The following is a 23,383-nucleotide window of genomic DNA, read 5'->3' on the forward strand; positions in this document are numbered from 1 at the left end:
CTATTCAGACAAAAGATAATAACATAATACCACAGCAAAAGAAACCTTACTACTTTTTGCTTTAAGTTATTTATTTTATAGAAATATTCTAACAAGAAATAAACAAAAGTATATGGATTGTATTAGCAAGATACTTAATATTATCTATATACTTTTATCAAAAAATAAATCTTTATAGACAAACAATAAAAAGTTAAAATATTTAAAGCAAATTATTCACTTTCTAAAAAATTAAATTAACAAATACTAAATCAAAGGATATAAGTTATAGATGAAAAGACCCGAACTACTATCTCCTGCAGGCACACTACAGGCGATGCGTTACGCTTTTGCATATGGCGCAGATGCTGTATATATTGGTCAGCCTAGATATAGCCTAAGAGCAAGAAATAATGAGTTTTCAAAGCTAGAAACTCTAGAAACAGCTATTACTGAAGCTCATGCTCAAGGCAAAAAAATAATGCTTGCAAATAATATCGCGCCTCATAATGCAAAAATCAAAACTTACATAAAAGATATAACTCCAGTAATCGCTCTTAAACCTGATGCAATGATTATGTCTGATCCAGGGATGATAATGCTTGTTAGAGAGCATTTCCCAGATCAAGAAATACATCTATCAGTACAAGCCAATGCTGTGAATTATGAAACTGTTAGATTCTGGCAAAAGTTTGGGATTAAGCGCGTTGTATTATCAAGAGAATTATCACTAAAAGAAATCGCAGAAATCAAAGAGCATGTTCCAGATATGGAAATTGAAACATTTGTCCATGGCTCTTTATGTATGGCTTATTCAGGTAGATGTCTACTATCAGGATACTACAGTCATAGAGATCCTAACCAAGGTGTCTGTAATAATGCTTGTCGCAATAACTATAAAGTTGCTGAGGCAAAACAAAATGAATGGGGTGATTTTGAACCGATACAGTCACAATCCACTTTAGGTATAGGTACACCATCTGACAAAGTTGTCTTAATAGAAAATGATAAAGAGCCTGGTCAATATAATCCAATGTTTGAGGATGAACATGGCACTTATATTATGAACTCAAAGGACCTCCGTGCAATACAACATGTAGAGACTATGATGAAAATGGGAGTTGATTGTTTTAAAATTGAGGGGAGAACTAAATCATTCTTTTATGCTGCAAGAACAGCGCAACTTTATGACCAAGCAATCAAGGATGCTCTAGCTGGCAGACCTTTTGATATGACACTAATGGATAAGCTTGAAGGCCTTGCACACAGAGGTTATACAGAAGGCTTCTATCGTCGCCATGTCCACGATGAATATCAAAAATATGATAATTCTGATTCACGCAGCACCACACAGCAATTTGTCGGAGAAATCATTAACTTTGATGAGCATACTGGATATGCTGATGTGAATGTCCGCAACAAAATTAATCTTGGTGATAGTATTGAGCTAATGTTACCATCTGGTAGCCGCGATATTATCTTAGATAATATGCAAGATAAAGATGGTAAACATATGGAAGAAGCCAAAGGTAGTGGCTATCAAGCTAAGATAAAGTTTGACAATGTTACAGCTGAAGATATGAAGTTCGCTTTAATGATTAAAAATAAATCACCAAACCTATAGAGTACTTGTTATTTAAAGTCGAAGATTTATTAATATTCTATCTAATGCTTAGCTTTGCCCTTTATCAAAAATAGTAACACAAAGCATAAAATTGACATAATAATCATTGTAATTGCAATTGGCAGAGAACTTGTTGCTGGAAATAGCATTGCTATACTTCCTATAACCCCACTAATAGCAAACTCCATAGTTCCAAATAATGCTGCAGCAACACCTGCTATTTCATAAAAGGGTTCCATACTACCACTTGCTCCAGTACCCGCGGTAAGTGCACAACCAAATGTTGCTAAAAAACATGGAGCAAAAAATCCCCACAAGCTTAATCCCCATATTTCATAAATACTTAAGGATAGAATACCTGCAGCAAAAACACATGCTACTCCTAACAATGCTGTTTTGTAAACACCTAATGCATTAACTATAACACCTGCAAATAAAGAGCCTATCAAAAATGCTAACCCTGCTGAACCAAATACCACATATATTTCAGATATTGGATATCCTAGATAATTGATAATATATGGTGTCATCGAAAATAGTATAAAAAATGAAGCCATTCCAGATACAGCTGCTAATGAGAAAGCCCAAAATTGCAAAGACTTGGCTACATATAAATATCTTGCAAATACGTTCCAAGACATCTTTTTTCGTCTTTCAACAGGTAAACTTTCTTTGACAAATATCACTACTATCAAAAACGCTACAACTGCTAATCCAGTAAGAAATACAAATGCCGATTGCCAATGAAAATGAATAGCTAATTGCACACCTATCAAAGGTCCGATAATAGGAGATACTGATATAATCGCGTTTATAAAACTGTAGATCATTGAGCTTGTTTTACCTGAAAAAGCATCTCGAATAATTGCAAATGCGCAAACAGACAAACCACAACAGCCCAATCCCTGCACCACTCTTGAGATTATCAAAAACTCTATATTAGTTGATAAAGCACAAAGTACAGAACCAATAACAAACAGCACCGCTGATAATAAAATAACTCTAAATCTACCAAGCTGGTCAGATAGAGGTCCCAAGAAAAGCTGACCAACACCTGTCACAACCAAAAATAAAGATAGTGTCACTTGTACCATCTGCTGAGTTGTATGTAGAGCTTCACGCATATCAGGCAGAACTGGCATATAGACATCCATAGCTAATGCAAAGGCAAAAACCATAGGTCCTAAAATAAGAATAGTTTTTAATGGAGAATATTTCCACATAAGAAAACACCCCTATATTTATTATTGAATAGCCGAGAATTATATCATTAATAATAAAAATATGTTACCGATTTAATGTATCAAGACTTATAACATCAGCTTATCTAGTTTATTTTAATTATATGATTGTCAATGTTATAATAGCCCTTATTCAAAGATTTCTATCAAATATAATGTATAAAAAGATTATACTAATTTTATCAATCATACTACTACCAATACTGTCATTTGCAAAAGATGAAAAAACGCTAAGTGCTGTCAGTGTTAATGCGGTTAATCACCCTTTAGCAATAGCTGCAATCATAGTATTTATTTTGGCTTATCTTCTAGTAATGACTGAGGATTTTACCAAACTAAACAAATCAAAGCCTGTAATTGTTGCTGCTGGGGTAATCTGGATTCTAGTCGCTATTGTTGGTGAGTCTCTGGGCGCGGATAATATTGTTCATAGTAATTTCAACCATATTATGACCGAGTATGGTGAGCTTTTATTATTCTTATTGGTTGCTATGGCATATATTAACCTGATGGAAGATCGTAATGTTTTTGCCAAACTAAAGAGCTCTCTTCTACGCGCAGGTTTTGGTTATCTAGCAACTTTCTGGCTTACTGGTATAATTGCATTTTTTTTATCAGCCGTTGCTGATAACTTAACTACGGCTTTAGTTATGAGTACTGTTGTAATATCTATTGGTAAAGATAATAAAAAGTTTATAACGATGGCTTGTGTAAATGTAGTAGTTGCTGCAAACGCTGGTGGAGCATTTTCACCATTTGGTGATATTACCACGCTTATGGTTTGGCAAACAGGGGTTATTAAATTTACCGAATTCTTCGCAATATTTTTACCTTCACTTGTCAACTTCTTAGTTCCCGCGATTATTATGAGCTTTTTTATACCAAAAATGGAAACTCAATCAATAATTGAGGAAAAAGTCGAACTTAAACGTGGTGCTATACCAGTAATAATACTATTTATCCTGACAATAGCTACCGCAGTATCATTTGAGCATATGCTTCACCTACCCCCATCTTTAGGAATGATGACTGGCTTTGGCTACGTAATGATTTATAATTATTTCTACGGGCTAAAAATAGCTCATGAAAATAAAAATCCAAAAAAGCATAAGATGCCTCCACATGCTTTTGATATTTTCGATAAAGTTAAAGAAGCCGAATGGGATACATTACTTTTCTTCTATGGAATACTAGTTTCTGTACAAGGTCTTGCTGCTCTTGGCTATTTAGGTATAGCTTCTCAATATATCTACTCGGATATGCAATCTATTGCTCCAAGTCTATTTTCTGCACATACTCAAGCAAACACTATAATTGGTATACTTTCAGCTATAATTGATAACATTCCTGTTATGTTTGCTGTATTAAGCATGAATCCTACTATGGAGCATGCTCAATGGCTACTAATAACTCTAACAGCCGGGGTTGGTGGTAGCTTACTAGCTATAGGCTCAGCTGCAGGTGTTGCTGTTATGGGTAAATCCAAAGGCAAATATACATTTATGGGTCACCTAAAGTGGACTTGGGCTATTGCTCTAGGGTATTTTGCAAGTATTATCGTTCATCTTTTGATTAATCATTAGAAAAATCTAAAAAGCTATTATGATATTCTCTAACTCTCTCACTATGACTTGTTGAGATGTATGTAAACCCTTTTTCTTGTAGAATTTCATATATTTTTCTTTCTGAGTTTATATCAATATTTGAGGTTGCCTCATCAAGTAATAATAAATCATATTCTTTAACAAAAATCCTACAAAAATTAAGCTTTTGCTGCTCACCAGACGATAGGAAATTTCGCCAATCATTTATTGTATTTATGTATTTGGCTAAGTAGCCAACATTTAATAACTCGAGAATCTCAATAAATCTGTCATCTGATGGTATACCAGACTGTATTGGATAAAAAACAGCTCTCTTAAAATCATCTTCAGGATAATAAGGTTTTTGAGGCAATAAGCAAATCTTGAGACACTTCTTAGCAAAGATAATATCACCCTCGTGACTACCACACCCGACTCCTGCAATAGCTCTTAACAAAGTACTTTTACCAACTCCAGAATGACCACTTATAAGCAATCTTTCTTGGTTTTTTAGCCTAAAACATATGTTATCCAACAAGAATGGCGAGTTTTGTGATTTTTGTAATGAAAAACTATTTACCTCTAAAATACTTTCTTCACAGTTAAGCAAATCTATCTCATCAGCATTTGTTTTTTCTGAGGATATTTCATGCTTTAGCTCCGTAAGTCGTGACATACTAGCTCTTAGGCTAGCTAGCGTCTCATATACATAGGTCAGATAAACCATAGGAAATATAACTTGCATTACTGCTGAGTTTACCTGCATCATCTGACCAAAACTTATCTGTTTTGCAAAATATCTAGGTAATGATAATATTGTACCAATAATTGCATAGACTTGACTAAATAGCGTATTTACAACATCTATTTTTGCATTACGAAACATTAAACTATAGAAGTTAGTTACAATTGCTCTAAAATTTCTTCTAGAGCGTGCATATTCATACCTTTCAGAATTATAGTCTCTAACTGAGAGTCTATTGTTTCTAATCGTAGATAAGTGGTATCTAAAGTTAGCTTGCAACTTTTGTTTTTGATACACCAGCTTTTTCAATGGTCTACCAATCCAAAATACTACAACGATATTTAAAAGACCTAATAAAAAAGCTACCCAAAAAAGATAGCCATAGATGGTAATATCTACACCTAGAATATTGAAAGTATAGTCTCCTGATAGTCCCCACAAAACTACAGCAAAAGAGAGAAAACTAAAAATACTTCTTGTGATTCCTAAAAATAATGATTGTGAATCAGTAATAAATCTTGTGACATCTTCATCAATTCTTTCTTCTGGATTATCAACCTGTTTACTTCTATAGTATGATCGTGAGTACAGCCAATTTTTAGTATAAAAATCAGTCATTGGTTTACGGATAAAAATAACAAAAAATTGCTTAACTAAATATGATAAAAAGAAATTAAACATCATAAATGATATCAAGACAATAAAGATGATTAATTGATGTATCAATAATGCCTTATTATATTCTTGAATCGAGTTGTAGAACCCAACATTCCACGAGTTTAGATAAACACTCAGAGTAACACTTGTACCCTCAAGGGCTAGCAACAAAGTCAATATTAGTAAAGCTATTTTACCGTGCTTACTCTTCCAGAAAAAATCAGATATATGCCAGAAATTTCTAAAAAATCCTAACATTCGTTATTCTGCCTTATATGGTACAGAGATAACTACTCTAGTGGCAGTTTTATCATCTTTTTTATCCATTGCTGCTATAGCTAATTTAACCATACGTGAATTTTGATTATGTAACAAAAAGTGCCACCATTTCGTATTTACAACCTCTGGGATTATTACAACAGAATAGCCTCGTTCTGGATCTCTTAGGTCATTTTTATGCAGAATTTGTAATACCGGAGTTATAAATGAGTTATATACAGGTCGCATTATCAAGAGTTTTTCTTTAAAAGCTAAATTTTTCCATTCAGTCTTAATTTTTTCGATTTTCTTTTGGTTTGCTGAAACAAAAACTGGGGTAATATCATCAGATAAATTTCTTGCTAATCTTAGCGCCTCTATTGTACCACGGTGAATACGTGAAACTAAAACAATTATTTTTGGCTTAAGGTTTTCATGTATACAAGCATTTACAACAGCTTCATCAACACTCAATGCTAAATTATGCTCTCTTCTTATGTAATGTGTTTTTATTGCATATAAACCATACATGATAATTGCTATCGCAATTATCACAATCCAAACGCCTTCGAAAAATTTACTCTCAACGATTGTAATTAATACTACAAATGTAGCAACACAACCAAAAGCATTTATAAATGCTCTAATTCCCCAACTTCTATACTTGCGTTTATTTCTATACCAGTATTTAACTAGTCCTGCTTGACAAAGTGTAAATGCAATAAAGACACCAAAAGCATATAACGGTATTAGACGACTAACTTTAGCATCAAATATTATGACCAAGATTGCCGATAAAACAGTTAACATTATAATACCATTTCTAAATGCAAATCTATCACCGACGCGCTGAAGTTGTTCAGGAAGATAGTTATCCTTACTCATAATCGAAGCCAAAATAGGGAAACCAGTAAAACAAGTATTTGCTGCCATAAGTAGAATCAAACAAGTAGATGCTTGCAAAAAATAATATAAAAAGCCATTACCTAAAATTTGATGAGCAACTTGTGATAGCACACTTTCAGAGAAATCTGGCAATATTTTTGTTTTTGCAGCAATAAAAGTAACTCCTGCAAACATCACTATTGATAGAAAGGTCATCATTAACAAACCAACTATTGATTTTGCTACGTTTGGAGTCTTATAAGCTGAAACTCCATTTGCATATGATTCAATACCTGTTAACGCAGCACTACCTGATGAAAAAGCACGCAGCAAAAGAGTTATAGTTAAGACACCCATCGAAGCTTGCATGTGATCAAGTTGATTTTGCGTATATGTAAATGTCTGCAAAGAGTTATGATTATACTGATATATCCCTACAATTATCATGATAATAATAGAAACAATAAACATATAGGTTGGCCAGATAAAAATTTTTGCAGTAGATTTAACACCGCGAAGATTTATAATCATCAAAAGTGCCAAAAGACCTAAAGCAAGCTTGACACTATAATGATCTAAAACAGGCAAAGCAGAACTAATTGCTACAGCTGCTGTAGAAACAGAAACTGCTACTGTAAGGATATAATCGATTATAAGAGATGCTGAAGTTAACAACAAAAGCTTTTCGTTAAAGTGAGTTTTAACTATTGAGTAAGAGCCACCACCTTCTGGGTGCGCACGTATAACTTGTGCATATGAAAAACCCATTAATAATATCAGTAATATCACCATTATTGATACTTCAATTGAGTACTGCATAACAGCTGCTGCTCCAGCTGTTGCTAAAACTATAAACACTTCTCCAGTAGCATACGATACTGAAGATAGTGCATTTGAAGAAAGTATTGCAAAACCAGCGAACAAGCCTATCTTCTGTTCTTGTTGCTTCGCATTAGGAATTGGTGAACCAAATATAAGATTTTTTATTTTCATCTATATTTACTCTTGCTTTTGTAAAAACTCATTGAGTTTTTTAGCCAACTCATCTGTTCCTTTTTTCATAGCTGCTGAAATTGTGTAGTAATTGCCCTGATAACCTATTTGCTCAACGAACTCTTGACATTTTTGTTCAACTTTATCAGCTAATAAATCAATTTTGTTAATAACTAAAAATCTTGGTTTCTCATATAGTTCTTTACTATACTTTTTAAGCTCTTTTTCAACTGCAAAATAGTTCTCAACAGGGTCTGACTCATTAAACGGACAAATATCAACAACATGCAATACGCATCTTGCTCTAGTTAAATGCTTTAAGAATCTAAGTCCAAGCCCAGCACCTTCAGCAGCACCCTCAATTACACCTGGTATATCCGCCATTACAAAACTATCCACACCGACTTTAACCACTCCTAGATGAGGATACATAGTTGTAAATGGATAATCAGCTACTTTTGGTGTAGCTTCAGACACTGAACGAATTAGAGTTGACTTACCAGCATTTGGCAAGCCTAACAATGCAATATCTGCTAACAAATTTAGTTCTAGACGAACCTCTTTATACTCGCCTTCTTCACCTAGAGTGAACTTTCTTGGAGCTTGATTTGTACTACTCTTGAAGTGGGTATTGCCTATTCCTCTCTTACCGCCTGAAACTAGTTTAAGAGTTTCTCCACTAGTTAGAACTTCACCAATTTTCTTGTTCGTTTCAATATCAAATACACTAGTACCAACTGGTACTATTAGATACATATCCTCACCAGCCTTACCATAGCAATTACGACCCTCACCAGGTCGACCATTCTCAGCATAATATTCTCTTTTATAACGGTAATCAATCAAGGTGTTTACATTTTCATCAGCTTTTAAATAAATACTGCCTCCGTTACCACCATCGCCACCATCAGGACCTCCACGAGGAACATATTTCTCACGACGGAAGCTTACACAGCCATTACCGCCTTTCCCTGCTTGAAGCTTAATTACTACTTCATCTACAAATCTCATAACACTAAAATCTTATACTTGTAAAAACCCTAATCATACATTATATATGTTCTAACTAAAATTATCATCGACTATTTAAAAGCCGCTAAAAGGATTAATATTAAAACACAAGTTAAAAATTTGGAAAAATATCACAACACTACCCATAGATATCACATAAAGATTTGAATAGTGGACTTTAAGGTCAGCTTCCCTACTTAGGAATGATGGCGTGTAAACGAATATTATCACCGCAAATATTGCTGCATATTGTAAAGCTAAAATAAAACCTCGCGGATAAAAAACAGTGAAAATCAATGGAGGGATAAAACATATCAAACCTAGAGCCAGATTACCTATTTGTCTATGATAACGCGTAAACAAATCGCGAATATAATGCATCAATGAAATACCAACACCAATAAAAGATGTAATAATTGCAATATGAATAAATGTATTTAACCCTACCTCTAGAAGCCCAGAACCAGATACTTCTCTAATCTCCGCTGCCATCCCTGCTGGAGTATTATTACCAGAACTAAATAGTGTTTGATAGCTATGTAAGCCTTGTTGTGGAATAAGTGCTAAAGCTAGAAGTATCCAGATAATATAAATTATTAGAACACTTAGACTGCCAATAAGAATGCTTTTTTTAATTTTACTAATATCTCCTTTTTGATATTCATAAATAACCGGAATTATATTATGAAAACCAAATGATGGTAATAAAGTCGGCCAAGCAAAGATAAATGCTGATAAACTAAGAGGAGACCGGCTTAAATAACTTGGATTTATATAAAACAGCATGATAACTACAGCAATTGCAAAAAATAAAAATTTAACTATCACAAAAAATCTATTTGCATAGTCACTGACTTTATAGCTAAACATTAGTGCGCCAAAAATTACTGTAAAGATAACAGCAGCTATCCCCACTTGAGTTTTATTAGAAATATCTAGGCTAGTTATAGTACTTACAAGAGATGAACCTTGGGTGGTATATGCAGACATTAAGGAATACAATAGTAATAGATAAATAATACTGAAAAATATTAAATACCCTTTTGATACTTGTGATTGCATCATAGATGTGAAATTGACACCTAAAGGGTACTTAGCACAAACTCTTAGTAGTTTAAGTGCTGTTATATACATTACACTCCAAGATAAAATCAAAAGGATTATTGCCATACTAAAACCACACGATGCAACTATCAAAGGTAGTGATAGCATCCCTGCACCAATTGTCGTACCTATTATCAAAAAAACTGAACCAATAGATCTAGAATTCATATATCAACTATATTTTTTTGTTAAACGCTATGAATAATAACGCTATTTTAATAACTAAGCAAATAATGCTGACTCCCTTGACAAAATTTTCTTATAATAAACTTAATTCGAATTACTATTAATTTCTATGGATTTATTTTCCAAATTACTACAAACAAAACACTTTGAATTTAGTGCTAAATGTGGCAAAAAATCATTAACCGGATGGAATGGTCATGGTCATGGAACTGTTATAGTACAACAAAATAACAATAGTATAACTTTCAAAGAAGATGGCTCTTTAAAACTTGACAATTCCACTAAGGTTTTAAGTATTTCCAATGAATATATCTGGCAAAAAATCAATACTAATCGCGTAAGCCTATCTCATGCACGCTTCGGATATAATAATCTCGTCAAACTTTTCGATTTAATACGTATAGATGATAATTTATGGCAAAGTGAGCAGGCTCATGTTTGTGTTGATGATCTGTATTCTGCTGTTATTGAAATTTTTACAGATCAAATTAAACTGGATTGGCGAATATTAGGACCTAAAAAGGATGAAAGAATAATTTATAAGTATAGGTGAGAATATTTAGAATATAAGCTTATTAAAAATACCAAACCAAACCTCCTGATACCATACTCATAGCAGCTCTAGCGTTAGGCTGATTCATTCCTGCGCCAGGAATAGGACTAGCAGCCATAGTCTGTATATATCTATAACTAGCAATAGCACTAAGTGTCTTTGATAGTGCAATATTAATACCACCTCCAACATCCCAAGCACCTTGTACAGAACCTGACATATTTGACCAACCAGCCCCAGCTGCAGCATATGGCATAATCATTGAACCAGTGGGAATCATAATCGTTGCCTCGCCTATACCTGTAAAGGTTCCGCCATATGAAATCATTTGATTATACTGAATACCTAGATATTTGTTAAAGTTATATCCAGGCATAATCATCACATTACCTGTAGCTCCACGCATTTTCATATTAGAGCCTCCCATAGTTCCACCGAACATCAAGCCCAAGTGCCAGTGCCCAGCTCTATTTTGCATACCCCAACTATCTTCAGCATTTGTTAAAGAATCAAAAGTATCTAAAAACGGATCTGTAAAATATTTTAAGGTGCTATTTATAGAGGTCTCACTCGCTGTATTAATATTTGTGGAATATCCCTCTTGTGACTCAGCAATCGCTGAATTAATAATTAAAAATAAAAAAATCACTTTAATAATTTTTCTAAACATTTTGTTACCAAATTACTCTTTTATAATTGAGCAGATAATATACTAATTAGTGATTATTTGCATTAATCAACATCAGCAAAGCGATAACCTATAGCATTTTCTGTGGTTATTAAAGGTTGTTTTTCACAAGCAGATAATTTTTTTCTTAATTGACCAATATATACTCTCAAATACTGTGCGCCATCACCATAACACTCGCCCCAAACTTCTTTTAAAAGAGTATTTTGCATCACTAATTTACCAGCATTATTTACTAAACAAGCCAATATTAGAAACTCTTTTTTCGATAAATGAATATCTTGATTATCTAAACTAACCTTATGATCATTAAGATCTATTTTTAGATTTGCAAAAGTATAAATATTATCAGCTTCAGTTTGTTTTTTTAGCAAAGGATTTAACTGCCTTTTAACTCTAGCAATAAGCTCAGGCATATCAAAAGGTTTTTTGACATAGTCATTAGCGCCATTATCAAGAGCTTTTACAACCTCTTCGGTATCATTGCGTGCTGAGACAACTATTATAGGAATTTCACTATAACTTCGTGCTGATTTTAGCCATTCTTGACCATCTTGATCAGGAAGCCCAAGATCGAGAATAATAACATCTGGATTATACTCTCTTAAAAATCTTGTCGCATTACCAGCTGTCGCAACAATCTCAACATCATAGCCTAGAACTAAAAAAGTTTTTTCTAAAAGCTTTTTAATCTGTGGCTCATCCTCTACTATTAATATTTTTTTTATCATCCTAACTATATAAATTTAGTCATATTGTGGTTATTTGATAGCTAATTTATGTTTGATTTTAAAGGTAATGTGATTTTGAAAACACTACCTTTACTCTCGCCATCACTATACACTCTGATCTTACCATTGTGCGCTGCTACTATACCCTTGCATATAGCTAAGCCTAAACCATTACCATGAGTATAGCTATCTCTTTTTTCAATCCTATGAAATATTGTAAATATTTTTTCCATATCTGATTCTCTTAAGCCAATGCCTTTATCTTGAACTTCAAAAAGACAGAATGCAGCTTTCTTTCTCTTAAGAGAAATTATAATCTCTTTTTCGAAATCACAAGTAAACTTAACAGCATTATCTATCAGATTAAGGATTACCTGTTGAAATAAAACTGGATCAAGCCCTATTTCAAATGGTTCCTTAGGCATTATAAACCTGAACTTTTGCTTATTGTATACTCTTGCACAAGTTTCTTGTATTTCTGTTAGAAAAAGATTACTGTTAATACTTTGAATATTTAATGAAAGTTTTCCTGAATCAACCTTGAGCATTTGGATTATATTATCAATATAACTATCAAGTCTTTTTGACTCTGTTAGCGCTAAATCTAACATTTCAGACTGCTGTTCTGGATTAAACGAATCTTTGTATGATTTGATACTACTTAATGCCCCCATTATAGAAGCTAATGGCGTTTTAAGGTCATGAGAAACTGAAGATAACATTGATTTTTGTAGACGCCTTTGCTCATCAAGAAGTAAAGATTTCTTCTCCTCTTTCTCAAGGTTTCTTTTCAAGAGAATATGAGAGATATGCGAAAGCATACTACTTAAAATGACACTATCTGTAGTTATTCGCTCTACTGCTGTTTCAGAACTTAAATATATTGCTATTACTCCTAGGACACGATTTTCTATCACTAGAGGTTCTACTGCCCAGTCTAGACCAGCAAAAGTATTAGTACCTTTACCGCAACTATCCTTGTACTTGAAACTCCATTTAGCTGCTGCTAATTCTTTTTGATTAAAATTTGGATGTTGTGGGAAGGCTGCCGAATCAAGTTCACCATCTGAAACACTTAAAAAAACAAAGTCACATTTAAAATACTCTTGTAAAGCATGTAAAAATACTGAGCGCAAATCTTTATCTAGGCTCTTTTCATTAAACATTTTTGTAAAGCGATATAAGACAGAAATATTATTCTCTCGTTCTTTTAAGAGGGTAAAAGCTCTTTTGGTTCTTAGAATCACATGACTAGAAAATATAACTATCGTCATAAAGAAAGCAAATGTAATTATCCCTGCTAAACTAGAAATATGAAAAACAAAATTTGGCTCTAAATATAGATAGATATACAAAAATAGCCCAACTAATGAAGATATTATCGATGGTATTAATCCATATCTATAAGCACATGCCGCTAAGACCATCAAAAAACACAAAGTTTGTGAAACCAGACCTGCAATACTAAGACTAAAGAATATAAATATTCCCGATACTGCTGTTATTAATGCAGATTTTATCACATCAATAATCAAGCCTTTTGTCTTAATTTTACTATGACGTGGCTGCTCCTGAATCTTATGCTCTTTTTTATTTATCGAAACAATATGTACTTGCATACCATTATTGTTATTACGAATAATATCGTAGACAACAGAGCCAAAAAGTTTATCTTTCCATTTTGGTCGTATCGATTTACCGATTACTAAATCAGTTGCACCTATTGATCTTGCGTACTCTAATATACTGTCTGAAAGCCTATCACCAAGGATATGATCAATATTATACCCAAGACTACTTGCCAACATTTTATAACGCCTAATAGCACCAAAATTAAGCTTAGTTGCAACTTTATTAGGCTTTTGTACAAAAACCGCTATTAACCTTGCGTTTAAAGTCGTTGCTAAGAGTTTACCTTTACGTAATAAACTAGGAGTTGCCTCATCATAGCCACAGCATACTAGTACATATGGTGAAGTTGGTATAGCACTACCATGTTGATAGAGCTTCCTATATTGCTGAATATCTTGACCGACATGATTTGCAGCCATCCTAAAAGTATAATCTCTGAGGATGGTTAAATTAGTGTATTGAAAATATCTTTCTAATGCTCTATCTATAGCATCACTTTTATAGACTTTACCTTGCTTAAGTCTTTTAATCAGTTCCTCTGGGCTTACATCAACTACAACAAGCTCATCAGCTGATTGAATGAAATCATTTGGAACAATTTCATTAACATTTGCTTGTGTAAGCTGTGTAACTTCATAAGATAAGCTAGCAATATGTTGAATATTAATTGCTGTATAAACTGAGATACCCTCATCAAGAAGTTCTTCAATATCAATATATCTTTTCTTATTTCGTGATGTCGGTAAATTCGAGTGAGGTAATTCATCAACAATCACAACATCAGGTTTTCTAGCTTTAATTGCATCTATATCTAACTCTTCAAATACTCTACCACGATAAGTTACCTTCTTTAGAGGCATAATCTCAAGGCCATCTAGTAGTGCCTGTGTATCTGCTCTACCATGACTTACAAGTAAGCCAACTACAACATCTTTGTTATCTTTCTGTAAAGCTCGAGCATTATTAAGCATTGCATAACTCTTACCGACACCAGGAGCATAGCCAAGAAAGATTTTTAATTTGCCTTTTTTAGATTCTTGGCTTTTATTAGCTAAATTTAGTAGCGCATCTACTTTTTGTTGATTATCCATTGAAACCTCAATAAGAATTTTTTACAAACAACGAAAAACATCTTGAGAATAAAATTATAACAGAAAAGTGAATATCAAGTTACTTATCATTTAATAGTTGCTAATTATTTATTTTTGTTGATAAGCTTCATAACATCGATATTCAAATTTAAAACATTAACAGTATCAACATTGAATACATGTCTTCTTGTATTAGCTTGTATAAGCTTAGTTACCTGCTCAAGAGAAAGGTTATTTTGCTTTGCCACATATGCTGCTTGATATAGCGCTGACTGTAGAGTTATATCAGGATCAACACCACTAGCTGATGCAAAAACTAAATCTGCGGGAATAGGATTATTACCATATTTTGTTTGCAAGACTTTTACTCTTTGTTGAACATCTTGCAATTGCTTCTGATTATTAACTGCATAATTAGTACCACCTGTAGCTAGCGGATTATATGCTGATGCCGAAGGTCTAGTTTGGAATAAATTAGCTGGCATATTCTGCCCAATTAACTCAGATCCTACTAACTTACCATCATAATAAGTCTGTGACCCTCTAGCTTGATTATTTGCAAAAGTATAGCCTAGTGCCATTATAAAAAATGGATATATCAAACCAAGCAATACTGTAAAGAAAAGCATTGCGATAAAAGATTTAAGTAGATTTTTCATGGTGTAACCTCCTCACCTAAACCAAGTGCATAGCTGTAATAAGCATATCTATAACCTTAATACATATAAAAGGTACTATAGCACCGCCAACACCGTAGTAGAGTAAATTTCTACGCAATAAAGTCTGCGATGATGCTACTACATTTTTTACACCAACTAGAGCCATTGGTATCAAAAATATGATGATCAATGCATTAAATATAACTGCTGAAAGTATCGCACTTGTTGATGAATGCAGTCCCATAAAATTAAGCGCACCAAGGCTTGGAAAAGCATTTACAAATAATGCAGGGATAACCACAAAATATTTTGCAATATCATTAGTTATACTAAATGTTGTCAATGCTCCTCTGGTTACTAGGATTTGCTTACCAATTTTTACTATTTCTATAATCTTCTTTGGATCCGAGTCTAGATCAACCATATTACCTGCTTCTCTAGCTGCGGATGTACCTGTTGCCATAGCAATACCAACATCAGCTTGGGCAAGAGCTGGAGCATCATTCGTACCATCACCACACATCGCTACTGTTTTACCCTCTTTTTGTGCTTTGATTATAAAATCTAGCTTATCTTGAGGAGACGCTTGGGCAACAAAATCATCAACACCTGCTTCAGCAGCTATCGCAGCCGCAGTTAATGGGTTATCCCCTGTTATCATAACAGTTTGTACGCCCATCTTACGCAACTCTTCAAAACGCTCTTTTATTCGTGGTTTTATAATATCTTTAAGATGAATCACACCTAGTAATTTATCTTTTTGAGCAACTGCTAGAGGAGTACCTCCTTGTTCAGATATTTGCTCAGTAACTTTTCTAAACATATTTACTAAGCCACTATCAAGCTTATCTTTTAGATAGTTTTCTATCGATGATATCGCACCTTTTCTTACCTCTAGGCCTTGATAATCAATACCACTCATTCTTGTATATGCTGAGAATGGTATAATCTCAGCTTGAGAAATATCTACATCTTTTGAATTAAAGTTAAAACGCTGCTCTGCTAACTTAACTATAGATTTACCCTCTGGAGTCTCATCAACCAAGGAGCTTAACCAAGCGGCATATGCTAATTCTTCAGGAGATGTTGCTCCTAGTGGAATAAAATCAGTCGCAAAACGATTACCTAACGTTATTGTTCCTGTTTTATCTAAAAGTAATAAATCAATATTACCAGAAGATTCGACAGCTCTTCCAGATAGTGCAACTACATTAAACTTTAAAAGCCTATCCATACCAGATATACCAATAGCTGAAAGTAAGCCGGCTATTGTGGTTGGAATAAGTGTTACAAATAGAGCTATTAAGACTACCGCTGATAATACCGTATTGCTATACATTGCCATGCCATATAATGAGCATATAGCAAATATAAAGATTAGAGTTAGTCCTGATAACAAAATCGTTAACGCAATCTCGTTTGGCGATTTAAGACGCTTTGCTCCCTCAACTAAATCAATCATCTTATCAAGGAAACTCTCACCTGGATTGGATGTAACTCTTACTTTGATACTATCTGAAAGAACTTTTGTACCAGTAGTTACAGCAGAGTTATCAGAGCCAGCCTCTTTGACTACTGGTTCAGATTCGCCTGTAATTGCAGATTCATCAATCGTTGCCATACCCTCTATGACATCACCATCACAAGGTATCAAAGTATTTGCCTCAACAATAACTGTATCACCTATTTTAAGGCTCTCAGCATCAACTTTTGTGACACTGCCATCTTCTTCTATTCTTAAGGCAAAAAGTTTAGATTTAGCAGCTTTAAGGGTATCTGCTTGAGCCTTACCCCTTCCTTCAGCGATACCTTCAGCAAAGTTTGCAAATAAAATTGTAAACCACAACCATATAACAACCTGTAATGTGAAACCAATCTTTTGATCTTGGATTATTTCTGAGACCAAATATAATGTACACAGAATAGTAACTACTTCAACACAAAACATTACAGGATTTTTGATCATCTGACGAGGATCACATTTTGTAAAAGATTTCTTTATAGCAGGAACTACAAGCTCTTTTGACAATAAATTAGGAGATTTTCTTGTACTCATAATTTTCACCTATAAGAAATTTAGATTTAATTGATCTAATATTGGCCCTAAACCTAAAGCTGGGAATATTGTCAAACCACCAATTAATAATATTGTAAAAAATACTAATATTGCAAAAATAAAACTAGTTGTATCTAGAGAGCTAATTTCACTCATTTGTAAGCTACGCTTCTTCTTGACTAGCGATCCAGCTAACATTATCACAGCAAAAATAATCCCAAATCTACCGATTAGCATACTCAAGGCAATTGTTATATTAAGATAGTTTGTATTTGCTGATAGTCCAGCAAATGCGCTACCGTTATTATTAGCTCCTGAAATGTATGCATATAATATCTCTGAGAAACCATGCGCACCACTATTAGTCAACGCTTGATGAACACTCGGAACAACTGCAGCTAAACCAGTAAATACTAGTACACAGCATGGAGATATCAATAAAGCAAACATCGTCCACTTCATATCATTAGCTTCTATACGCTTACCTAAAAAGCTAGGAGCTCTACCTATCATTAATGATCCAATAAATACCGCCAACATCAAGAACATAAAGAAACCATAAAAACCAGCTCCAACACCACCAAATATAACTTCGCCTATCGCCATATTAAGCATTGCCATCATTCCAGCTAATGGTGAATAACTATCAAGTACACTATTAACACCACCATCTGATGCAGAAGTTGAAACAGTATTATATAAAGTAGAGTAAAACACACCAAAACGGCTTTCTTTTCCTTCCATATTTGATAAGTGACCAACTTGACCATAGATATCTTGAATATCTTTGCTATGTAAAAAGTCTAGTCCATGCAATTCAGATATAGTCATAACTACTAAAGAGATTATAAATAATACAAACATTACACCAAATATTAACCACCCTTGCTTAGTATTACCAACCCACTTACCAAATGTATATGTAAGCGCAGCTGCTATAGCAAAGATTGAAACCATTTGGATATAATTGGTTATGACAGTTGGATTTTCATATGGATGCGCAGAGTTAGCATTAAAGAAACCTCCACCATTAGTACCTAGCGACTTTATAGCTTCTTGTGAAGCTATTGGTCCTTGAGGGATTATTTGCTCACTACCTGCTAATGTATGTACATGTAGATACGCCATTACATTTTGTGGGACACCTTGGAAAATATATACTATAGCAATCACTATAGATATTGGTAATAAAATCCAAAATATTCCCTTACCAAGATCATTCCAAAAATTACCAATTGTAGTTGCCTCATGCCTTGCTACAGCTCTTATTAATGCAATTGCAACACTTAAGCCAACAGCTGCTGAAACAAAGTTCTGTACTGCAAGAGCAAGCATTTGTGTAAAATAGCTTACACTAGTCTCACCACTATAACTCTGCCAGTTTGTATTAGTAATAAAACTAACTGCTGTATTAAATGCTTGAGAAAAACTCATTCCTTTAATTTCTTGAGGATTTAAATGTAATATGCCTTGTAACAGTAATATCACAAAAACAAACACAAAAGCCATAACTGAAAAACTTACTAAACTAAAGAAATAAGCTTTTGCCGTTTGCTCTTTTCTTGAACTCTCGCCTAGTACTAATAAATATACTCTTTGAAAAGGCTTTGCTAACCAATCTAGGTAAGTTCTTTCATTATTAAAAACCCTGAATATATAGCTACCTAAGGGTTTAGTTATTAAAGTAATTGTCACTATAAATAGTGCAAATAAAACAAATTTAGAAATCATAACTTACTCCTATAAGTTAAAATTTATCTGGGAATATAAGTGTAGCAGTCATATATACAGCCAGACCTAACATTACTAATGCTGAAAGAATAATCATATCAACCTCTTTTGTTATTTTTATACTACTCTTAAAATAGCTATAGATTATAAATATTAAAGATATAAAGATTCTATTATAAAATCAAAGTAAAAATATAAAATTTCTATAAAAAGAGGAACTATAACCTAGTTTTTAGTCAATAGGGAACAAAATTTTTAAAATTATTATATAGCTTATTTACTATCCTTATACTTTTGAATATTTTCACTAATCAAATCCATAACTCTTTCACACTCAATTAGTGTTAATATTTTTCTAGTCCTCGAGACTTTATCTTCTAAAACCTCAAACCAGCCAGAAGCTGCTTCTTGTGGAATCTTAAGCTTCCAGTATTTGTTAATTCCTTGAGCTAGTCTTTGTAGCAACCATTGGCTTTATTGGCTTCTTTCGGTATTCATTATTGTCTCAAATACAAGTTTAACTATATTTTCTACAGCATTACCTTTGTCATAATGTAGTACATCTTGTATATCTATAACTCTTTCACACTCAATTAGTGTTAATATTTTTCTAGTCCTCGAGACTTTATCTTCTAAAACCTCAAACCAGCCAGAAGCTGCTTCTTGTGGAATCTTAAGCTTCCAGTATTTGTTAATTCCTTGAGCTAGTCTTTGTAGCAACCATTGGCTTTATTGGCTTCTTTCGGTATTCATTATTGTCTCAAATACAAGTTTAACTATATTTTCTACAGCATTACCTTTGTCATAATGTAGTACATCTTGTATATCTTTTTTGTGATATTAAAATATTTTAACGACAAAAAAGCCCTATGTTAATTTAAGGCTAATTGATTCGTGCTTATTATGTAAGACTTTGAATTGAAAAAGATGGCGACTACCTACTTTCACCTGGGCAATGCCAGACTATCATCGGCGTTTTGTAGTTTCACTTCTGAGTTCGGAATGGGATCAGGTGGTTCCTACAAGCTATCATCGCCAAAACTGTGTTTTGGGGTTATAAAGATATTTAACAATTCAGCATAGAAATAGACTTAAGTCTCTCGGATCATTAGTACTGGTAAGCTTCATACATTGCTGTACTTCCACACCCAGCCTATCAACGTCGTAGTCTCCAACGTTCCTTACTGATTTTCATCAGAGAGATCTAATCTTGAAGGAGGCTTCACGCTTAGATGCTTTCAGCGTTTATCCCGTCCGAACGTAGCTACCCGGCAATGCTTCTGGCGAAACAACCGGAACACCAGTGGTTCGTTCACTCCGGTCCTCTCGTACTAGGAGCAACTCTTCTCAAATCTCTAACGCCCACGGCAGATAGGGACCGAACTGTCTCACGACGTTCTGAACCCAGCTCGCGTACCACTTTAAATGGCGAACAGCCATACCCTTGGGACCTGCTTCAGCCCCAGGATGTGATGAGCCGACATCGAGGTGCCAAACTCCTCCGTCGATATGAACTCTTGGGAGGAATCAGCCTATTATCCCCGGAGTACCTTTTATCCGTTGAGCGATGGCCCTTCCATTCGGGACCACCGGATCACTAAGACCTACTTTCGTACCTGCTCGAGCCGTCACTCTCGCAGTCAAGCGCACTTTGCCTTTATACTCTTGGCACGATTTCCGACCGTACCGAGTGCACCTTCGTACTCCTCCGTTACTCTTTAGGAGGAGACCGCCCCAGTCAAACTACCCACCATACACTGTCCTCGAATCTCTCCTGAGTTAGAACTTCAAATATTCAAGGGTGGTATTTCAAGGTCGACTCCACAACTACTGGCGTAGCTGCTTCATAGTCTCCCACCTATCCTACACATAAATATTCAAAGTCCAGTGCAAAGCTGTAGTAAAGGTTCACGGGGTCTTTCCGTCTAACCGCGGGTACACTGCATCTTCACAGCGATTTCAATTTCACTGAGCCTCTGGTGGAGACAGTGTGGCCATCGTTACGCCATTCGTGCAGGTCGGAACTTACCCGACAAGGAATTTCGCTACCTTAGGACCGTTATAGTTACGGCCGCCGTTTACTGGGGCTTCGATCCAGAGCTTCGCTTGCGCTAACCCCTTCAATTAACCTTCCAGCACCGGGCAGGCGTCACACCCTATACTTCATCTTACGATTTCGCAGAGTGCTGTGTTTTTGATAAACAGTCGCAGCCACCTGGTATTTGCAACCCCCAACAGCTCAAAGAGCAAGTCTCATCACCATCAAGGGCACACCTTCTTCCAAAGTTACGGTGTCATTTTGCCTAGTTCCTTCACCAGAGTTATCTCATAGCCTTAGTATTCTCTACCTACCCACCAGTGTCGGTTTACAGTACGGTCGCTTATACAATATACTTAGAAGCTTTTCCTGGAAGCATGGTATCAATAGCTTCGTCAAACAAGTTTGACTTCGTCTCGTATCTCAGATTAACAAGATGCCGGATTTGCCTAGCACCTCTACCTACATACTTTCACCTGGACAACCATTCGCCAGGCCTACCTAACCTTCTCCGTCCCTCCTTCGTTCATATAAGCGGCACAGGAATATTAACCTGTTTCCCATCGACTTCACTCTTCAGCTACGCCTTAGGGGCCGGCTTACCCTACGTTGATTAACATTGCGTAGGAATCCTTGGGTTTTCGGCCAATAAGAATCTCACTTATTTTACGTTACTCATGTCAGCATTCGCACTTCTGATACCTCCAGCAAACTTCTCAATTCACCTTCATCGGCTTACAGAACGCTCCCCTACCAATATACTAAATATATTCCGCAACTTCGGTGCATAGCTTAGCCCCGTTAAATCTTACGTGCAGGCCGACTCGACCAGTGAGCTATTACGCTTTCTTTAAAGGGTGGCTGCTTCTAAGCCAACCTCCTGGCTGTCTGGGCCTTCCCACTTCGTTTCCCACTTAGCTATGACTTTGGGACCTTAGTTGGCGGTCTGGGCTGTTTCCCTTTCCACTGCGGACCTTAGCACCCGCAGTGTGTCTCCCGTGATCGAACTTCATCGTATTCTGAGTTTGCATCGAGTCAGTAAGGTCGTAAAACCCCCATTGTCGAAACAGTGCTTTACCCCAATGAGTTATACACGAGGCACTACCTAAATAGTTTTCGGGGAGAACCAGCTATCTCCGTGCTTGATTAGCCTTTCACTCCGATCCACAGCTCATCCCATACTTTTGCAACAGTATTGGGTTCGGTCCTCCAATTAGTACTACCTAATCTTCAACCTGGCCATGGATAGATCGCGCCGGTTTCGGGTCTACTCCTAGCGACTAGTCGCCCTATTAAAACTCGCTTTCGCTACGGATCCCTTATTCAGTTATCCTCGCCACTAAAAGTAACTCGCTGACCCATTATACAAAAGGTACGCAGTCACATGACTAAATCATGCTCCTACTGCTTGTATGCAAGCGGTTTCAGATTCTATTTCACTCCCTTTATAAGGGTTCTTTTCACCTTTCCCTCACGGTACTAGTTCACTATCGGTCATTCAGGAGTATTTAGCCTTGGAGGATGGTCCCCCATGTTCAGACAAGGTTCCACGTGCCCCGTCCTACTTGTTCGTATGCTTAGTTCCATCTTGATTATTTCGTATACGGGACTATCACCCTCTATCGTCAAGCTTCCCAACTTGTTCTACTATAATTAAGACTATATCATACCAGGCTCTTCCCACTTCGCTCGCCACTACTACGGGAATCTCAATTGATTTCTCTTCCTAAGGGTACTTAGATGTTTCAGTTCCCCTCGTTCGCTCTACACTCTATATCGAGTGAGTACCTAACTTGTGTCAGGTGGGTTCCCCCATTCGGAAATCTCCGGGTCATAGCTCATTTACCAGCTAACCGAAGCTTATCGCAGATTATCACGTCCTTCATCGCCTCTGAATGCCAAGGCATCCACCGCTTGCACTTATTTTCTTAAGTCTAT

At 35.3% G+C, this 23,383-nt stretch carries 16 protein-coding genes and 2 rRNA genes; 3 read left to right on the forward strand and 15 right to left on the reverse strand.

The window, feature by feature from the left end; all coding sequences use genetic code 11:
- The first annotated feature begins 271 nt into the window (after positions 1-271).
- Positions 272-1,603: a prephenate-dependent tRNA uridine(34) hydroxylase TrhP gene (gene trhP, locus FSC454_RS08950; RefSeq protein WP_014549051.1), complete on the forward strand. Its 1,332-nt coding sequence runs from the start codon at positions 272-274 to the stop codon at positions 1,601-1,603.
- Between the two features lie 41 nt (positions 1,604-1,644).
- Here trhP and FSC454_RS08955 read toward each other — a convergent pair whose 3' ends face one another.
- Positions 1,645-2,826, reverse strand: a complete 1,182-nt coding sequence (locus FSC454_RS08955; protein ID WP_014549052.1) for a multidrug effflux MFS transporter — start codon at positions 2,824-2,826, stop codon at positions 1,645-1,647.
- Positions 2,827-2,999: 173 nt separating this feature from the next.
- Here FSC454_RS08955 and nhaD point away from each other — a divergent pair, with 173 nt between their 5' ends.
- The gene (gene nhaD, locus FSC454_RS08960; protein ID WP_066044947.1) at positions 3,000-4,427 is read left to right on the forward strand and encodes a sodium:proton antiporter NhaD; all 1,428 of its coding nucleotides are present in this window, start codon (positions 3,000-3,002) and stop codon (positions 4,425-4,427) included.
- On the opposite strand, the gene FSC454_RS08965 is transcribed toward nhaD, so the two are convergent.
- From FSC454_RS08965 to FSC454_RS08980, 4 genes are all read right to left on the reverse strand, one after another.
- Positions 4,417-6,087 (reverse strand): ABC transporter ATP-binding protein/permease, encoded by a 1,671-nt coding sequence (locus FSC454_RS08965; RefSeq protein WP_066044929.1) that lies wholly within the window; start codon positions 6,085-6,087, stop codon positions 4,417-4,419. The genes nhaD and FSC454_RS08965 overlap by 11 nt on opposite strands.
- 3 nt (positions 6,088-6,090) lie before the next feature.
- Positions 6,091-7,965, reverse strand: coding sequence for an APC family permease (locus FSC454_RS08970; RefSeq protein ID WP_066044930.1), 1,875 nt, complete (start codon positions 7,963-7,965; stop codon positions 6,091-6,093).
- 6 nt (positions 7,966-7,971) lie between these two features.
- The gene (cgtA, locus tag FSC454_RS08975) at positions 7,972-8,976 is read right to left on the reverse strand and encodes an Obg family GTPase CgtA (RefSeq protein ID WP_014549056.1); all 1,005 of its coding nucleotides are present in this window, start codon (positions 8,974-8,976) and stop codon (positions 7,972-7,974) included.
- A 75-nt stretch (positions 8,977-9,051) separates the two neighbouring features.
- Positions 9,052-10,248 (reverse strand): amino acid permease, encoded by a 1,197-nt coding sequence (locus FSC454_RS08980; RefSeq protein WP_066044932.1) that lies wholly within the window; start codon positions 10,246-10,248, stop codon positions 9,052-9,054.
- Positions 10,249-10,375: 127 nt separating this feature from the next.
- Here FSC454_RS08980 and FSC454_RS08985 point away from each other — a divergent pair, with 127 nt between their 5' ends.
- Positions 10,376-10,819, forward strand: a complete 444-nt coding sequence (locus tag FSC454_RS08985) for a DUF6314 family protein (protein WP_066044934.1) — start codon at positions 10,376-10,378, stop codon at positions 10,817-10,819.
- 22 nt (positions 10,820-10,841) lie between these two features.
- Here FSC454_RS08985 and FSC454_RS10210 read toward each other — a convergent pair whose 3' ends face one another.
- The 10 genes from FSC454_RS10210 to FSC454_RS09040 all read right to left on the reverse strand — a co-directional run bounded on the left by FSC454_RS10210 (position 10,842) and on the right by FSC454_RS09040 (position 23,379).
- Complete coding sequence (locus FSC454_RS10210) at positions 10,842-11,261, reverse strand: outer membrane protein (RefSeq protein WP_052298578.1); 420 nt, start codon at positions 11,259-11,261, stop codon at positions 10,842-10,844.
- Between the two features lie 290 nt (positions 11,262-11,551).
- Positions 11,552-12,238, reverse strand: coding sequence for a response regulator transcription factor (locus FSC454_RS09000; protein WP_066044936.1), 687 nt, complete (start codon positions 12,236-12,238; stop codon positions 11,552-11,554).
- Positions 12,239-12,279: 41 nt separating this feature from the next.
- Positions 12,280-14,961, reverse strand: a complete 2,682-nt coding sequence (locus FSC454_RS09005) for an ATP-binding protein (RefSeq protein WP_066044938.1) — start codon at positions 14,959-14,961, stop codon at positions 12,280-12,282.
- 104 nt (positions 14,962-15,065) lie between these two features.
- The gene (locus FSC454_RS09010) at positions 15,066-15,620 is read right to left on the reverse strand and encodes a potassium-transporting ATPase subunit C (RefSeq protein WP_066044940.1); all 555 of its coding nucleotides are present in this window, start codon (positions 15,618-15,620) and stop codon (positions 15,066-15,068) included.
- Positions 15,621-15,636: 16 nt separating this feature from the next.
- On the reverse strand, positions 15,637-17,676 hold the full coding sequence (gene kdpB, locus FSC454_RS09015) for a potassium-transporting ATPase subunit KdpB (protein ID WP_014549063.1): 2,040 nt from the start codon (positions 17,674-17,676) through the stop codon (positions 15,637-15,639).
- A 9-nt stretch (positions 17,677-17,685) separates the two neighbouring features.
- A complete protein-coding gene (kdpA, locus tag FSC454_RS09020) occupies positions 17,686-19,407 on the reverse strand; it encodes a potassium-transporting ATPase subunit KdpA (protein ID WP_066044941.1) in 1,722 nt (573 codons plus the stop codon).
- Between the two features lie 273 nt (positions 19,408-19,680).
- Positions 19,681-19,872, reverse strand: coding sequence for a hypothetical protein (locus FSC454_RS09025; RefSeq protein WP_066044943.1), 192 nt, complete (start codon positions 19,870-19,872; stop codon positions 19,681-19,683).
- Between the two features lie 9 nt (positions 19,873-19,881).
- The gene (locus tag FSC454_RS09030) at positions 19,882-20,127 is read right to left on the reverse strand and encodes a hypothetical protein (protein ID WP_066044945.1); all 246 of its coding nucleotides are present in this window, start codon (positions 20,125-20,127) and stop codon (positions 19,882-19,884) included.
- 205 nt (positions 20,128-20,332) lie between these two features.
- Positions 20,333-20,447, reverse strand: a 5S ribosomal RNA gene (gene rrf, locus FSC454_RS09035).
- Positions 20,448-20,494: 47 nt separating this feature from the next.
- Positions 20,495-23,379: ribosomal RNA gene (locus FSC454_RS09040) — 23S ribosomal RNA — on the reverse strand.
- Positions 23,380-23,383: the final 4 nt, after the last annotated feature.

Source organism: Francisella hispaniensis FSC454 (genome assembly GCF_001885235.1).
Lineage (GTDB): Bacteria > Pseudomonadota > Gammaproteobacteria > Francisellales > Francisellaceae > Francisella > Francisella hispaniensis.

Bases quoted from the DNA above. Each gene is read 5' to 3' on its own strand.
- FSC454_RS09010 (WP_066044940.1), bottom strand. From the start codon at position 15,620: ATGAAAAATCTACTTAAATCTTTTATCGCAATGCTTTTCTTTACAGTA.
- FSC454_RS08980 (WP_066044932.1), bottom strand. From the start codon at position 10,248: ATGAATTCTAGATCTATTGGTTCAGTTTTTTTGATAATAGGTACGACA.
- kdpB (WP_014549063.1), bottom strand. From the start codon at position 17,676: ATGAGTACAAGAAAATCTCCTAATTTATTGTCAAAAGAGCTTGTAGTT.
- trhP (WP_014549051.1), top strand. From the start codon at position 272: ATGAAAAGACCCGAACTACTATCTCCTGCAGGCACACTACAGGCGATG.
- FSC454_RS10210 (WP_052298578.1), bottom strand. From the start codon at position 11,261: ATGTTCGGTGGAACTATGGGAGGCTCTAATATGAAAATGCGTGGAGCT.
- FSC454_RS08985 (WP_066044934.1), top strand. From the start codon at position 10,376: ATGGATTTATTTTCCAAATTACTACAAACAAAACACTTTGAATTTAGT.
- FSC454_RS08955 (WP_014549052.1), bottom strand. From the start codon at position 2,826: ATGTGGAAATATTCTCCATTAAAAACTATTCTTATTTTAGGACCTATG.
- FSC454_RS09005 (WP_066044938.1), bottom strand. From the start codon at position 14,961: ATGGATAATCAACAAAAAGTAGATGCGCTACTAAATTTAGCTAATAAA.
- FSC454_RS09000 (WP_066044936.1), bottom strand. From the start codon at position 12,238: ATGATAAAAAAAATATTAATAGTAGAGGATGAGCCACAGATTAAAAAG.
- nhaD (WP_066044947.1), top strand. From the start codon at position 3,000: ATGTATAAAAAGATTATACTAATTTTATCAATCATACTACTACCAATA.
- cgtA (WP_014549056.1), bottom strand. From the start codon at position 8,976: ATGAGATTTGTAGATGAAGTAGTAATTAAGCTTCAAGCAGGGAAAGGC.
- kdpA (WP_066044941.1), bottom strand. From the start codon at position 19,407: ATGATTTCTAAATTTGTTTTATTTGCACTATTTATAGTGACAATTACT.
- FSC454_RS08970 (WP_066044930.1), bottom strand. From the start codon at position 7,965: ATGAAAATAAAAAATCTTATATTTGGTTCACCAATTCCTAATGCGAAG.
- FSC454_RS08965 (WP_066044929.1), bottom strand. From the start codon at position 6,087: ATGTTAGGATTTTTTAGAAATTTCTGGCATATATCTGATTTTTTCTGG.